The 15,577-nt window shown below is 45.6% G+C and carries 13 protein-coding genes; 8 read left to right on the top strand and 5 right to left on the bottom strand.

The window, feature by feature from the left end; genetic code table 11:
* Window positions 1-30: 30 nt before the first annotated feature.
* From pgsW to V513_RS12450, 3 genes are read left to right on the top strand one after another with little or no spacing between them, the layout of a single operon-like run.
* The gene (gene pgsW, locus V513_RS12440) at window positions 31-1,134 is read left to right on the top strand and encodes a poly-gamma-glutamate system protein (RefSeq protein WP_099772977.1); all 1,104 of its coding nucleotides are present in this window, start codon (window positions 31-33) and stop codon (window positions 1,132-1,134) included.
* Window positions 1,131-2,234: a poly-gamma-glutamate synthase PgsB gene (pgsB, locus tag V513_RS12445; protein WP_006487265.1), complete on the top strand. Its 1,104-nt coding sequence runs from the start codon at window positions 1,131-1,133 to the stop codon at window positions 2,232-2,234. Before pgsW ends, pgsB begins: the two co-directional genes overlap by 4 nt.
* Window positions 2,234-2,677 (top strand): poly-gamma-glutamate biosynthesis protein PgsC/CapC, encoded by a 444-nt coding sequence (locus V513_RS12450; RefSeq protein ID WP_006487263.1) that lies wholly within the window; start codon window positions 2,234-2,236, stop codon window positions 2,675-2,677. The genes pgsB and V513_RS12450 overlap by 1 nt, the downstream gene beginning before the upstream one ends.
* 9 nt (window positions 2,678-2,686) lie before the next feature.
* Here V513_RS12450 and V513_RS12455 read toward each other — a convergent pair whose 3' ends face one another.
* On the bottom strand, window positions 2,687-3,967 hold the full coding sequence (locus V513_RS12455; protein WP_257212119.1) for an SLC13 family permease: 1,281 nt from the start codon (window positions 3,965-3,967) through the stop codon (window positions 2,687-2,689).
* A gap of 459 nt (window positions 3,968-4,426) precedes the next feature.
* On the opposite strand from V513_RS12455, the gene V513_RS12460 reads away from it, so the two are divergent.
* Genes V513_RS12460 through V513_RS12470 form a run of 3 tightly spaced genes read left to right on the top strand, consistent with a single transcriptional unit; the run spans window position 4,427 to window position 6,560 of the window.
* Window positions 4,427-5,113, top strand: a complete 687-nt coding sequence (locus V513_RS12460) for an outer membrane protein assembly factor BamB family protein (protein WP_257212132.1) — start codon at window positions 4,427-4,429, stop codon at window positions 5,111-5,113.
* A 21-nt stretch (window positions 5,114-5,134) separates the two neighbouring features.
* Entirely contained in the window at window positions 5,135-5,461 is a 327-nt protein-coding gene (locus V513_RS12465; RefSeq protein WP_099772980.1) for a hypothetical protein, read from the top strand.
* 4 nt (window positions 5,462-5,465) lie between these two features.
* Entirely contained in the window at window positions 5,466-6,560 is a 1,095-nt protein-coding gene (locus V513_RS12470) for a lysophospholipid acyltransferase family protein (protein WP_099773056.1), read from the top strand.
* Window positions 6,561-6,570: 10 nt separating this feature from the next.
* On the opposite strand, the gene V513_RS12475 is transcribed toward V513_RS12470, so the two are convergent.
* The 3 genes from V513_RS12475 to V513_RS12485 form a co-directional block, all read right to left on the bottom strand.
* Window positions 6,571-8,070 carry an aminotransferase-like domain-containing protein gene (locus V513_RS12475; protein WP_099772981.1) on the bottom strand — a complete coding sequence of 500 codons (1,500 nt, stop codon included), beginning with the start codon at window positions 8,068-8,070 and terminating at the stop codon, window positions 6,571-6,573.
* A gap of 356 nt (window positions 8,071-8,426) precedes the next feature.
* Window positions 8,427-9,383 (bottom strand): phosphotransferase enzyme family protein, encoded by a 957-nt coding sequence (locus tag V513_RS12480; RefSeq protein ID WP_257212120.1) that lies wholly within the window; start codon window positions 9,381-9,383, stop codon window positions 8,427-8,429.
* Window positions 9,384-9,436: 53 nt separating this feature from the next.
* Window positions 9,437-10,708 carry an MFS transporter gene (locus V513_RS12485; RefSeq protein ID WP_099772982.1) on the bottom strand — a complete coding sequence of 424 codons (1,272 nt, stop codon included), beginning with the start codon at window positions 10,706-10,708 and terminating at the stop codon, window positions 9,437-9,439.
* Between the two features lie 172 nt (window positions 10,709-10,880).
* Here V513_RS12485 and V513_RS12490 point away from each other — a divergent pair, with 172 nt between their 5' ends.
* Together V513_RS12490 and V513_RS12495 are read left to right on the top strand one after the other, a co-directional pair.
* Window positions 10,881-12,074 carry a hypothetical protein gene (locus tag V513_RS12490; protein ID WP_099772983.1) on the top strand — a complete coding sequence of 398 codons (1,194 nt, stop codon included), beginning with the start codon at window positions 10,881-10,883 and terminating at the stop codon, window positions 12,072-12,074.
* Between the two features lie 24 nt (window positions 12,075-12,098).
* Window positions 12,099-12,644 (top strand): hypothetical protein, encoded by a 546-nt coding sequence (locus V513_RS12495; protein WP_014731954.1) that lies wholly within the window; start codon window positions 12,099-12,101, stop codon window positions 12,642-12,644.
* Between the two features lie 423 nt (window positions 12,645-13,067).
* On the opposite strand, the gene V513_RS12500 is transcribed toward V513_RS12495, so the two are convergent.
* Window positions 13,068-14,792, bottom strand: a complete 1,725-nt coding sequence (locus tag V513_RS12500) for an ABC transporter ATP-binding protein (protein ID WP_006487248.1) — start codon at window positions 14,790-14,792, stop codon at window positions 13,068-13,070.
* Window positions 14,793-15,577 lie beyond the last annotated feature (785 nt).

Genomic DNA, 15,577 nt, shown 5'->3' on the forward strand with positions numbered 1-15,577 from the left:
CATTTTCGTCGATATGTTTGAGGAGTTGTTTTGAAGAGTTCTCATGTTTTACTCACAGTCCCTTATAGCCGAGCCAATATTTCTTTGAAGTGGTTGCTACTCGGCGCAATGATCGGGGTGTTAGGTTTTTTTCTGGTTGGTCAGTCAAGACAAAGAATAGAGTCCCCGTATTTCGCGGATCAGGTTGCCGCGGCTCGCCTAATGGCTTCATCAATAGAAGAACTTTCCAGATTTCGTGAATCACTTGGTATAGAAATCGATCCCTCAGTCGACCCTAACTTGACAGGCCTTATAGGTCCCGAATTTACCGAAATTACAACTACTCTCGGCAATCTTCAGGCTAAGAGAACTTCAACGAACCCAGATTTTGCGGCGCTTATGGTTAAGTTCTTCAAACAACTGAATCTTGAGAAAGGTGATCCGGTAGCTATCGGTGCAAGCGGCTCCTTTCCGTCTCTTCTACTTGCGACGCTTTGTGCCTGTGAGACATTGGAGCTCCAACCGTTTGTGATCTACTCGATAGGTGCCTCTGAACACGGTGCAACTCACCCGGAGTTCACATTCGTCCATATGCTGAATCGCCTCGTAGAAGTCGGCCTGCTCAGAGATAGTCTCGTTGCCGTCTCACTTGGAGGCAACTACGATACAGCGAGCGGGATGTTTTTTCCGGGCGCGCGCGAACTAATGACCGATATCGCTCTGTCTTCCGGCAAGACTTTCATCTACGAAGAATCTCTTCAAGAAAGCATAGACAAACGTCTGGAGATCTATATCCAGGAGGCCGAAGGGCTTCCTTCTGTTTTCGTAAACGTGGGTGGTGCAGCGCCGAATTTCGGCAATTCACTTATTGCGACAAGTCTCGATAACGGTTTGCTTACAGCGTTCAGTTCGATACCAGAGGGCGATGAAAGAGGACTGATCTTTGAGTTTGCCGAACTCGGAGTACCGGTGATCCATCTCCTAAATATCAGAGATCTTGCTCTGGATAACGGAATTCCCATTGATCCAGTCCCATTTCCCGAACCAGGAGAAAGCGGCGTCTTTTTTGTTGATAGTTTCTCTTTGCCTCTAATAATCGTCTTTCTGAGCCTGATGGTTCTCTGTATCGTTGTGGGACGGGTGATTCATCAATGAACAACATAATTCTTGCAGGAACTGCACTTTTGATTCTTCTTTCAGCCCTGTTGGCTGAAAACATAATATCTAGAAAGCGTAGGGCGCGGCTCAAGTTCGTCGTTCAGGTAAACGGAACTAGAGGGAAGAGTGAAACCGTGCGGTTAATCCATGGCGCGCTAAAAGCCAACGGGTTTAGGGTTCTTGGAAAGACCACAGGGACTGTGCCTCTGTGGATTACTCCAGAGGGGAAACACGTAGAGATAATTCGCCATGGCCCCGCAAACATACAGGAGCAGTTTCTCGCGCTCAGAAAATCCCGGCGCGACAAATGTGACGCACTCGTTGTCGAATGCATGGCCATAAAACCCGAGATGCAGCTGGCAAGCGGAAGAATACTCGATGCAGACATCACGGTAATAACTAACACGTTCCCAGATCACATCGAAGAGATAGGAAGCACTGAAGAAGAAACGGCCAGTGTTCTTTCTTTATCAATTGCGCCGGGAAAGGCCTGTATCGTAGGAAGTGTGTCGCCCGAAGCCTATGAAAAAGTTAGGAAGACCTGCGAGAAAATCGAAACAAAATTGATTGTTGCGGCTACGTCAACAGAATACCTCTCTGGGTTCAAATTCATACCCCATGACGAAAATCTGTCGATCACAATCAAAGCTGCAGAGCTTCTCGGGCTTGACAGATCGCTGGCTATCGAGGGAATGAAAGAGGTTCTGCCCGATGTGGGAACCTTCCGGTACTTGAAGCTCGGAGGTAAAATGGGAAATGCCATTCTTGCAAACGCCTTTGCTGCAAACGATCTACACTCTACTTCTCTTCTTCTGGAAAAAGTGATGCGAGACTTTCCAGAGAAAGAGATTATCGGGTTCTTCAATTCCAGAGATGATAGGCCCGATAGGGCTGCAATTTTCGAAACGATGATCAGGAGTTTCGATAGAACAATAGTTAAAGGACCCCTTCCAAGAAGGATTTTAAACAGCAAGAACGTAGAGAAGCTAGATGATCCGAGTCAACTGGATTCGCTTTTAGACGGAAGCGAGCTTGTGTTTGGATTCGGTAATATTCGTGGCCTGGTAAACTGGCTGAACGGTCTGGAGGAGATTTAATGAGTCCGGCTTTGTTTTCGATTGGAATAGTTATAAGTACTGCATTCTGGTGGGTGACGGGATTGTCTGCAGGTGGACTTGTGACTCCAGTCTATCTTTTCATTTTTATGGAACAACCGTTGAGGCTTCTATACACCTGGGCGGTCGGCCTTGTTACATTTCTCATCCTGAATCTTCTCCAGAGATATCTGATTCTCTACGGCAGAAAGAGGATGGCTCTTGGCATTGTTCTAGGTGTTTTCGTCAAACTCTCTCTGGATACCTTTCTGATGCCCAATCTTCCAGTCGAGCTGTTTTCAACCGTAATCGGCACGATTGTTCCGGGGCTCATCGCTAATGACTTCTACAGGCAAGGAATTATAAAGACTTCTCTTTCACTGGCCTTCGTAACACTGCTCCTTTGGCTGATCGATACATTGATAAGGACAGTAATGGTTATCTAGCAGTCATAGTTATCCGAAGATAACGAGCCTAATAATCAGAAACAAACTCGAGATTGCCAGAGAGATAACGGAAGAGGGGAATCCGATCTTCATGAAATCGAGAAAACTGTGCGTATTTCCGTACTCTTTGTTGACCATCTCAAAGCACATCACATTTGCAAGATGGCCGGTTACTGTTCCATTCCCACCGAGGTTTGCTCCCAAAGCAAGTGCAATCCAGAGATCATATTGAAGCGGATAGTGAACAGAGAGTTCAGCAACAATCGGAATGAATATCGTGACCACGGGAATGGCGCCAGTCACCATTGCGATCATTCCACTGACCCAGAGTATAAGCATAGAAAGAACTGCGGGGTTGCTGGAAAGACCTAACGCAAGATCGGAAAGTTCACTTGTTATTCCCGTGCTTTCAAGAGAATATGCAAGTGAAAAGAGCCCGATGAAGAAGAGAATGGCGTTCCAGTCGACTTCATTTGCCACCGATTCAAAGTCCTTTCCGGTATACAAAAGCAGAAATGCAGCTCCCAAAACCGCAAATAGTGACATTTCGATATCTACAATGCTATGAACTGCAAATCCAATGACAACAACTATCAATGTGCCCAGACTGACATACATCAACTTTCTGTTGGTTATTACTCCGTCCAGCTTAAGTCCTTGAATCTCATCTTTCTTGTCCGAAATAGATGAAAGACCCCTTAGAATTTTGAATCGCGAGATTAGCATTAGAACTATATATGTCAGTACAAGCGGAATAAACACAAGACTGGTGAAGGTCAAGAATGGAATCTTCGATGCGTTACCTATGATAATGTTTGGAGGATCGCCAACAAGGGTCATACACCCCCCGATATTTGAAGCGAGAATCATAACAGCCGTGAATCCAAAAGGATTGAATCCTGCAGTATCTGCGACAAAGAAAATGATGGGCATGAACATGATCATCGTAGTCACATTGTCCAAAACCATTGAAAAGGCCGCTATAAGAGCGGAAAATAGCACCGATAGCAAAAGGATGTTACCTTTTGTCGCCTTCAAAGTCCTGACTGCCACATACTGAAAGAATCCCGTCGATTTAATTACAGCAACAATAACCATCATTCCTATTAGAAGAAATATGGCGTTGAAGTCCACGAACTGAGAAATTGTTTCGATTCTCATACTCTCGGAGACCTTGAGGGCCACAAGCATCATACCTGCGGTAAAGGCGATCAGTACCCTCCGTCTCTTTGAAAGCACAATAAATATGAAAGTCAATATGAAATAAACTACAATGAAGATCCTGTCCATAAGTCCCATTGTATCTCAAAAAACTCAACAAATAAAGGGGCGTGCAACCTTTGGTTGGCCCGACGATGAAGATATTATGGCACTTTCCCTAGGTCTTGAAGAAAGATATCTCTAATATGGATGACATGATTCGCTCGACTTGTATTCAGTGCTGTGGATAATCACGATCGACGCTGAGCGGAAAATGATTCGATCGCCAACTCGAAGTTTACACTGCGAAACTGGAATCTAAGAGGGACCCAAAAGAACCTTCGTTTCGAGAGATGAATGAGTTATGATTGATACAAGATATTCGCTAAATGACGCTTACAAGCAATGAGGTGTTGTTTTGGAAGCAATTACGATCTGCCCCACATCTCGCTCTTCCTTGTTTTGGGCTGTTTTTATTCCGGAGTGGATGGGTCTTTTCGGTTCAGCGGCCCAGTAATCGGTAGAAATGGAGAGATTTTCGTGAACACTATGGACACAACATTCTCGTTCACCTCAAGTCTAGAATCCCACAGAACACTCTTCGCTTTGAAGTCAGTCAGCGGTGAATGGTTCAGCAGTGACGCATCCATTAACAGTGAGGGTGACCAACATATTGGAACTACTTCGAGAAGACAAATGAAACTTTCGAGTGAAGGTGTACTTCATTGGTCATTTGGAGGAACAGAGGAAGCGGGAGCCACCACAGTCAGGGTAAGTCCCTCTTTCGATGCCTTTGGCAACGTGTATTTTGGAATATATGGCGGTGTTCTCTACTGCATCTCTTCAGGCGAGAAGGAACTCTGGAACTTCGAAACCGGACGAGAGATCTGGTCGAAGTCTTTAGTCGGAATAGACAAAACAGTCTTTTTTTGCACAATGACAACCCGGGGGAGTGATTCAAACTACATCTTTGCACTTAAGGGTCGGGAGTTTCTCTGGAGAAATGAGACTGAGACTATATCTTCCGGCTTCTATTCCAGTCCGGCAATAGGTGAAGAGCGGACCGTTCACAGTACATACCATGATGGTCACCTTTATGTCTTTGATCCGGTAGACGGTTCCGAGAAGTGGAACCTTCAGATAGCAGAAAATCCTGAAAATTCAGCGATTGCGGCTAGTCTGGTAGTTGGAGATAAGGGGTTGATCTTCGCCCGTGCGTTCTATGGACAGTGGTAGGCAATATCCAGTGAAGGATCTTTGATATGGAGCACGGAGCTTGAAGATGAAATAGTGGCGACTCCGATTTCTTCTTCCAATGGTAATATTTATGTGATCGTACGTGGCGAGGCAAAGATCTTCCAACTGAACTCTTTTGGGCAGATTGAGTCATCCGAATACATAGGAAAAGACAGCCTGGGTTCACCTGTAACGAGTGAGGAAGGCGTACTGTATTATGCCGTTACTTCGAACGATATTGGTGGTAGGAGTAGACTGGGCGCGCTGAAGACGGGCTCTTCCCCTTCGGGTTCTTGGCCGCAATACGGATGCGATCAAAGCAGATCCGGAAGAAAAGTAGGTGTGTGATCCGATGAAGAGAAGACTCCCTGGAGACAAGCTAATCTGGAGAGCGCTGAGACCGATTCTCAGGGTCCCCTTCATTAAGAGATACAATCTCTATGGAATAGGCATGGAAAAGTTGCCCAGACCTCCGTTTATTCTGATTGGCAATCATGCTTACTTCATCGACGCCGTTTTGATCGAGGCCCTTACGAGCTTCCCAATAGTATGGGCTGTGGCCGCTGGAAATTTCGACAACCCTTTTTCGGGACCGATTTTGAGGGCGGCGGGAACAATTCAGAAAAGGAAGGGTGTCCCCGATATCCCCGCCATGAGAAAGATGATTGAGGTCGTGAGCAACGGTGGAGTTCTTGGCCTGATGCCGGAGGGTTCTGTAACGTGGGATGGCGAGTTTGGCGAGGTTCCGCCTGGAACAGACAGGTTCTTGGAGAGGCTCGATGTACCGGTTGTCGCTGCTAGAATGAGTGGGGCATACCTTACAAAGCCAAGGTGGGCGGATCATCATAGATGGGGAAGGATAGAAGTGGAGTTCAAGTCCTTTGCCGGGAAAGAAGCGCTAGATTTCCTTTCTGAAGCTTCTGACTGGAGATGGCAGGAAGAGAAGAAGGTTATGTTCAAGGGCAGGAACAAAGCAGAAGGGATAGAGAAGATCATCTGGTTCTGCGAAAAGTGTGGTGAATTTCAGACGGTCAAAGCCTCAGGAGATTCAGCGATCTGTGATAAATGCGGAACATCCTTGACTGTAGACGATTATGGACTTGTCTCGGGAAGGACAGTTCCAGAGATCATCGGGATCCAGCGAGAAATTCTCGCTGAACATATTGCCCTAAACGGAGGAATCGAAGTGGGCGAGGGGACTGTTACGGAGATGGAAATTGGCAGTGGCGCCAAAACCAGTTATGCAGGAAGAGTCTCCATGAACAGCAGAGAATTGCGGATAGGAGAGAGAAGTTATCTTCTTCCCAAGATTAGAGGTCTCTCGAATTTCTTGAAGAGAATAACCGAATTCAATTACGAGCATTCCATCGTGAGACTGATGACCGGGAGCTCTTCGCTACTTCTCTTCTGGGCACACAGGTATTTCTCCCATCCACATGGTTCCTGAGTCTCGAACTCTAAACTACCACTGAAACCGTCCCTTCCTCACGATTATCTCTCTTTGAAATAGACTCGATTGCTCTCGAAAGCCGGCTTATTCCCTCTTCGATTTGATCATGCGGAACCCCCAGAGGGTTGAGGCGCACGAAACTCCTGCCACTCGAATCGAACGTGAAGAGACTCCCGGGAGCGACGGCAACACCCTGTTCAATTCCTTCTTCCGCAAGCTTCCAGCCGTCCATAGAACCCGGCAGTTCTAGCCAGAAAAAGTTGCCCCCCTGAGCCTCGTTCACTCTTATGTAACCAGGAAGATGTCTATAACAAGCTCTTTTCGTAGTCTCCCTTTTCTTGAGGCACAGTTCTAGATATCTTTTCAGGAAAGCGTCATACTCTCCTGTTGAAAGCATCTTGGCTGCAACCAGCTGACTGAAATTCGGGACTCCAAGTGAGATCATCCTTACGGGCTCGATCAGCCTTTCGATCAGTGCTTCATCGGCGATTATCCAGCCTATCCTGAGCCCTGGCGCGTAGGCCTTAGAAATGCCGCCGATCTCGATAACACAGTTATGGGTGTCGTAGTACTTGAGTGATTTGGGTGCAGGAAGATCGTACTGGATTTCGGAAAACACAGTGTCGTCGATTATGGGAACCGAATACTGCTCTGAGAGTTTGACGAGGGCTTCCTTTTTCCTTTCGGGCATGTTTGCCCCTGTCGGGTTGTGCGAGCAGCTCATAGTGTATATGAATTTTACCCGGCTTCTATTTAACACGTTCTCCAGTGTAGAAAGATTCAAACCCTCCGAGTTCCTCTCTACAGGGATAACTCTGTGCTGAAACATTCTCGAGATGTTGATTACGTTAACGTAGGTCGGGTTTTCGATGACTATCGTCTCTCCTGGTCTCGCTAGAGCCGAGAATAACAAATAGATAGCTTCTTCGGTGCCCACAGTGATCAGCATGTTCCTCGAGTTTATGTGAAGTCCAGAGCTGTTCATTCTCAGGCAAAGATACTTGATGAGTTCCGGGTGGCCCCTTAGCGAAGGATAATTCAGTGTAGTGATCAGTTCCTCATCGGTTAGGTTTCCAAGTATCTCCTTCATCAGATCAACCTGATCGGCGCCTACGTGAGGCACACCTGTATCTAGACGTATGCAACCATCCGACAGATTTTTGAGAAGGTTTACCCATCTTGCCGGACCGGCCGGAAGGGTAGCCCATGAGTTGAGTTGTTCTCCCCAGGAAATCATGTCGAATACCTTTTTTTGCGGATGGGCCGAAATTACGTATGTTCCACTGCCCGTTTTCGAAACCAGAAGTCCGTCCAGCTTCAGTTCATTGTAAGCCTTTACAACAACACTTCTGTTCAGCCTCAGCAGCTTCGAAAGCTCCCGTTCGGAAGGGAGTCGTGTCCCCTCAGGTATCTCTCTTCTTATTACTGCCGTTCTCAGTTGATCAACTAACTGCTTGAAAAAAGGGACTTCGGAGTTCCTGTCGATCACAATTTTCAACCCAATCATATAGTCCGCCTCCTATAAACGGATTATATGCCATAACTTCGATAGCACCATACCAGTTAAGAATAATTGAAGCGAACCAGAATGAATCCGTCAATGAGTGCTTGTATTATTGAGAATCCTAGGGAGATCGCTTTCGAGACACTTGGAGCGAATGGATCGTTCCATTTCTTCTTATGCGGTTTCTCTTTAGGAGGAATTACAACTATAGTCGATTTGATCGCAGATACTTCGTTACAATCAACGAATTATCCGATAAGACAATGCAGAAAGGATGACATATATGGAGGCAATTGTTAAACGGGTAAGAACAAGAGAGACAAGAAAACATGGAGGGGCTTTCACTATCCGATAAATCTTCAGACTGCCTTTTTGGAACGCGTTAGAACCAGTCCGGACTTTTCCTTTATTCGATGGTTGTTCAGGTAAATCCATCTGAAAACCGTCGATGCAAAATTCGCTTCGTCAGAAAGTCCGTTTGCCGAAAAATAGTGTATCTGAATTATTGAGATAGCAGCAAGAAGATAACCCAAGCTCTCCCGTTCGTCAAAAGAAAGAGTGTTCTCAAGGCAATAGCCTTCAAGCAAGTGAGGAAGCAGGTAGAGGAAGAGTGAAGGTGAACCCATTCTTGAAAACTCTGCAAAGACACTGTGAATAAGATAAGCGAGATCCAGCGCTTTCACTTCTCTGGTCGCGCAATCAAAGTCTATTATCCCAGAAACCTTTCCTTCGTGCACTATTATGTTGCCTGGATGATAGTCGCCATGGATTATCTGGACCGGAAGCTTGTAATAGAGTTTGTAGAAATCTGTGAAAAACTCTTCTATCATTTCCATATCTGATCTTGAAAAGAAAGATCCGGTCGAGTTGAAATACCTAATTGCAGAGGTCAGGGATTTCAGCAGATTAGTTCTTTCGAAGAAACTCCCTTCTGCTTCTTTAAGAACTCTGTGAAGCCTCCCGGTGAAGATTCCTAGCTCCTCCGCCATTTCGGGCGTGGCATTGGAAATGTTGGAATCGGCCTTTTCGCCTTCTATGTATGGAAACAGCGAATATACATATTTCCCAATCTTCACCTCGAACTCACCACTTCCCGAGGGAATAGGCGCAGAAACGGGAAGCCCACTCTGGACAAGGTATTTAAGAAGCTCAGTCTGGCAAGATCTAGAAGGAAGAGATGCGACCCTCCTCTTCAATACGTAAAAAATACTGCCAGACCTCACAATGAAAGCTCTAGCGTTAGTCTTTTTTTCAAGTACGATTTTCCTCTTTAGCCCCCAGAACCTGGAAATCCGGGAGAAGGGAATACTCGACATGTTATCACCCCGGATATAAACATTGAGATTATACAACATTTCTGGTTGATTCTTCAGTCAGGATGTTGCTCCGGTTTCACCCTTACTGATCTCTTCCTTATTTTGTGAGCGATAATCGTAGCCGCCACAAGAAAAAAAGTTACAACGCCGGCCCAGAAGAAAGCGCTGCCTCCACCGGCCTTGTCGGCAATCGAACCCACAAACATGTTCCCGATAGGTGTTGACCCTGCGAAGACGAGCGAATATACGCTCATAACTCTTCCCCTAAACTCATTATCGGAATTTATTTGCATAAGACTGTTAGCAGTTGTTGTAAAGAAGATATTCGCAAATCCCATCAAGCCAATCAGCAAAGCCGAAAAGGCATAGGATCTGTTGAATGCCATAATCATAAAAAGCAATGATGTGATGAACGGAACGACAAAGAGTCGAACTCTATTCGGCCCTCTTGAACTGCTGCTTGCAACAATTAGCGCACCAAGCATGGATCCTACTCCCAGAGCGGACATCAAAAGACCATATCCTTGCGCGTCAAGACCAAGCTGATTTCTCGCGAAAACAGGGATTAGGACGCTGTAATTCATGCCAAAGGTACTCACAATAGCCAGAATGAGGGTTGTCGTAGTCAGTATCGGCTTACTAAACAGGTAAACTAGCCCTTCCTTGATATCCGGTATCACGGTTCCCTTAGGTCGCTTTTTTATTACAGGTTCAACGTCTATCTTCAATAATCCAAAGATCACAGCCAGGAAAGTCACACCGTTAACCAGAAAACACCAGCCTGCTCCAACCAGAGCCATAACGACCCCGGCAACCGCCGGGCCCACTACTCTTCCCAGATTCATTACTGTTGAGTTCAACGCGACTGCGTTCAGCACAACATCACGTCCCACAAGTTCAATCATGAAAGACTGTCTTGCAGGAATATCAAGTGTCTTTACCATCCCTAGGCCAAGAGCGAGAAGAAATATATGCCAGTACTGAACCGAATCTGTGAATACAAGAATTGCAAGAATCAAGGCCAGAATCATGGAGATCGTCTGAGTCAGCAGAACGATACTTCTTTTGGGAAATCGGTCGACGAAGACTCCTGCAGGTAGCGAAAATAGAAGCACAGGAGTAAACTGAGCAACTCCGAGGAGTCCCAGCAAAAACGGCGAATCGGTAATTGTCAGAACAAGCCATGACTGAGCAGCTGTCTGCATCCATGTTCCCATAACAGATATGAGTTGACCGATCCAGAAGTATCTGAAATTTTTAACTTTTAAGGCCGGAAAGGCTCTCCCCATTCTAGAGTGGAGCAAGCATAGTAAACTGTTAGCCAAACGAATCATCTCCGCGACTATTGTACTACATTTTCTGGGGTTATAATTGAATTGAAACGGTCGCAGCCAATGTGAACGAATGGATGTTCCAAGATTAGATCAAATGTATTCTAGACAGTAGAGCCCTAAGGTTCTTTCAAACCACCAGAAAGCATGGAAGGAGGCAGATTCAATGGATGATTTCAAACCACGCGTTCTTCGAAGAGCTGAGATGGAAAAAGAACTCGAAAAGCTCCTGAATGTAGAGGCGGAAATAAGATCAGACTCTTATCTTCTCACATTCTACTTCCCTATGGAAAACATGACAAGAGCCGATGCCGAAAGACATGTTAAGTCATTCATCCTTGAGCATTTGAGAAAGGACGAGAAGTTATCTGGAATGGGAAAGATCAATCAAAGAATTGTTGAAGCCGTTCTTACTGGTTTGGGAAATACAAAAGAACTTCGAAGAGGATTGGCGATTTTCGTTGAATTCCGCATGGGAGAAGACGTAAAAGCCGATGAGGTGATAGAAGGCTTGAGCATCATCCCTCTTTCACAGGTACCGGAGAAAGAGATATACATAGGCAAGACTTTTGATCTTGATCAGTTGATCTGGCTTTCAAGTTCGTCCATAGACGCCCTGATCGTATCGTTGGAGAGAGAGAAGTCATCTTTCTATGCGATGGATGGCAACAAGCTTTCGTTAATAAAGAGTATTGAAAATGAATTCATTAGGAAAAAGGAACAGGAGTATATAGAGGAATACTCTCCCTCACCTTCCTCAGGAGCGATGTACCACGGCAACGCTTCGGAGAAAGTCGGCAGGGCAAAAGAAGAAGAGAACCGAAGATTTCTTCAGAAGATTGCCTCACTGATAAAGAACGACGAAGATCTTCCAAAAGATGTTAACTATCTAGTCATCTATTACTCTTCTTCCTTTAACGAGACTATGGAGAAGTTCAAAAACGAAGCGAGGCAATTATTGCCTTATGCATACCCTGTCTTCGTCCAGAAAACCCTTAATCAAGAGAAGCAGCTACAGGAAGATGCCTCGAAGCTTATAGAGAGCGAGAGCCGAAAGATCCGAAGGGAATTTCTTCACAACGCGAAAGAGAATTTCGAGAAATACGTTGAAGGATGGACAGAAGTCTCTAAAGCAGCAAATGATAGAAGGATCGATACCCTTTTCATTAACCCAACTGAGAGAAAGAGGGGGTACGTGCTTGGGAGAGAGCTCGTATATACACATGCAGTCAAAGACAGCAGAGAGGTTAGAAACGTAGGTCCGTGGATCGTAAGGAGTGTCGTAAACAACGACGGCAAAGTAGTGGTGGTAGATAAGGAACTACTTGATTGCGAAATTGCCGCAAGGCTGAGATATTGATTTGAACCTACAGGAGGTGTGATAGTGAAACGAATTGCAGTATTTGTTTTGATTCTGGGAATGGCCTCGGCACTGGTTGCCACTCATTTCTCCGTTGGTATGGGGTTTGTTCTCAACCAAAACAGACAGACGAAGGAATTTGATCTCCAGTTTTTCGGGAGGACTCAGGTAGGCTGGATGTTGTTTAGCAAACCCGTCTTAGGCATTATTGCAGATGTTCCGGTCTTCGGATTCGGCTTTGAGGAAATGGAATTCTATTCTCTTGACCCCACGCAATCACTCATAGGACTTTATGCCGAACTGGGACTCGAAGATCTCGCGTCTTCTCTTCCGCCTGTCTTCTTCAAGGTAACGGCGATGACTGAACTGTCTAGCATCCTTGCAGCTCGAGACATAAAGTATCTTCCGCTAGTCTCCCACATCGGAGCAGGCTTCGACATGAGCGACTTCAGTCTCGAGCTGGCAACTTCAATCATAAATGTGGGATTCAACCTTGGAGATCAGCTGGCAAGACACTCGACGTTCTTTCCTCACTTTCATCTGGCAGGAAGATACAATTTTGATTTCTAGTGTAGACGGGCTAAATGGCCCGTCTTCGTTCTCTTCGAACTGGAAAATCGCGGGTCTGAAGCTGCAATTAGCACGAAGAGCATTCTCGAAATATACTTAAGGGTGCGTCCTTGATAGATCAGATCGTAATGTGGAAAAACGCCGCCAGGATAAGTTATTGGGGACAAAAGGTGAAACAATCTTTCTCCCTTGACTCTGTTCCGAGATTCTTCCATGCCTTCATGGTGCCTTCGACGACTTCAGGAAGAGTAGTCCGGGGGGTTAAAGTCAGTATTCATGCCTTTCCCCTGCGGCATCATGAGCCATGCGCTACACCCGCATCCCGATCTTTTCTCATTTGAAACGCACACCATGAAGCCTGCCTGATATCTTTCAGTCCGGGGCTTTCACAAAGCACCTAGCGGTGCTTGACCAATTATCCTTCTATTCATCTTTTATCAGCTGAAGCGAGTAAAGCTTTTTGTATTCGGAACTGGTCTTCAACAGCTCGTTGTGAGTTCCACTTGCAACAATAACCCCATTACTGATTAGCGCCACTCTGTCGCTCAGTAGGACCGTTGATAATCTATGAGCAACCATCAGCACGATTATGCCTTCAGATCTCAGACCCAAAAGAGTATTCTGAATTATTTCTTCAGTCTTTGAATCGATATTTGCCGTGATCTCATCAAGAATCAGCAGTCGTGGATTCGAGACCAGTGCTCTGGCCAGCGCGACCAACTGTCTCTCACCGCCAGAAAGCTGAATGTCTGCAACTAATGTGTCGAGTCCATTCTCGAATCTTCTCAGCAATACGTCCAGGTTTGTTCTTTCGAAGATGTTTTCCAAACTGGCTTTAGAAATCGATCTACCCAGGGTAATGTTTTCCAGGAGAGTACATTTTTCAAATAAAGTTGGTGTCTGCTCCACAAAGCCTATATAGGGTCTGAGTAATGCAGAATTCGATACCGGATCGCCATTTATGTAAATGGTTCCCGACTGGGGTTTTTGAAGTCCCATAAGAATATTCAGAGTAGTGGTTTTGCCGGCGCCGCTCTCGCCTACCAGCGTTGTGATTTCCCCTTTCCTCAATTCAAGAGATAGACCTTTTAGAATTTGCTTGTTGCCATAGCCAAACGCAATGTTCTCTAAAGAAATGCTCCGTACATCTTCTAACTTAGGACTACTGTTGCTCCTTTCTTCTTCAGGAGCTTCCAGCACCTCGATTGTTCTTAGGAGTCCTCCCCAGCTTTGCCTTAGAAGAATGTTCACCTGCATGAGCAGCTGAATAGGGTTGAATAATGATTGAACGTAAGCCCAGAAAGTCATCAGAATTCCTACGGTAATCTCACCCTTCATTACCAGGTAACCACCATAGGCAAGCAGTGAAAAGGAAATAAGTCCGTTTATCGACGTCTTGAGTGTACCGGCGATTTTTATTGACTTTATGAACCTCTTGCCCGCATAAATATGGTCTCCTTGAAAACGATCGAAGAAATTCATGACCCAGGCAAATGGCATAGCGATTCTGATCAGTTTCATATTATCGATTATGTTACTTGTGACTCCTGCCAGTTCGCCGAATTTTTCCCTCTCCACCTTGCTCCTTTTCTCCACCATAATATTGAAGAACATTATCACAAGAAAGGAAAACACGATGAAGCCTAGGGGCAAAAGAGTCAATTTCCAGTTAAAAGCAAACATGATTGCTAGAATCGCCGTTATTTGAACGACTCCCAATAACAGTATCGGGAACACCTGCGCTATAACAGTTCCTACAAGTTCCAGATCAGATATCAATCTCGATACGAGCTCGCCGGTTTTATTCTTGTGGAAAAAGTCGAAAGGAAGAACAAACATCTTTTCTAGCAACTGCTTTCGCAAATCCGATTTTGCCATGAGGGCCGTGGTTTCAAAAACCACCTCGCCAAAATAAGTAAATATCAAGCTTCCAAACCAGAGCCCGACGACAAGCAAAACGTACTTTACGAGAAGGTCCATGTCGCCAGAAGGGATAACTACATCTATTAGCAGCCTTATCAAGAGCGGAAAGACAACTGCAAGTGCAATCATCACGCCGACTAGAACTGCAGCCAGCAGTTCCCGTTTCCAGTAAACCTTGAACAACTTGAAAACAAACCTGCGAACTGTCTTTTTTTCATTCTCCATATTTCTCCCCCCCCATCGGGCTGTTGTTTCACAGGCCATTCGAAAATATCGCCTTCTTTTCTACTTTTGCAAGTCTCGATCAAGTCAATTCCTCGAGTATGAAACAAAAAGCCTTCTTCTGAACTCGTGCTCCCACCTCGTTGGTCTGACCTAACTGAAATGCACAATTGCCAAAATGGAAAAGGCACGTTACAATGTTAACAAATTATCAGGATATTCCGCAAAATGACAACTGTATCTCGACAGAAGCTGCACAAAACTGCTTCACGAAGATCACTTGATAACATTTGGGAATGATACGCCGAAGAACATTGGCGGACGCAATGTGTCTTCGGCATGAGGAGAGGCCGACTTTGTTGCCCGGTCAAGATCGTGGTCACGTACTTCGTCAAAACCTCGGATCCGTACTTCGATAGGATCGAAACCCAGATCCCGAAACAAGTTCGGGATGACAATGTTGGAAACTTCTGAAAGGTCCTGACGGGAATGATAGCCTTGGTTATTCCGAAAAACAACGCCACATCCCGTCATTCTGAACTTGATTCAGAATCTTGTGCTCTGAAAGCCGCTTTGCGCTTGCTAGGAGACGCTGAACGCTGCAAAGAGCCGTCCTTTGTTGGCCGGCCAAGATCGTGGTCCCGTACTTCGTCAAAACCTCGGATCCGTACTTCGATAGGATCGAAACCCAGATCCCGAAACAAGTTCGGGATGACAATGTTGAAACTTCTGAAAGGTCCTGACGGGAATGATAGCCTTGGTTATTCCGAAAAAAAACGCCGCATCCC

Origin of the sequence: Mesotoga sp. H07.pep.5.3, assembly GCF_002752615.1 — a bacterium.
GTDB lineage: Bacteria > Thermotogota > Thermotogae > Petrotogales > Kosmotogaceae > Mesotoga > Mesotoga prima.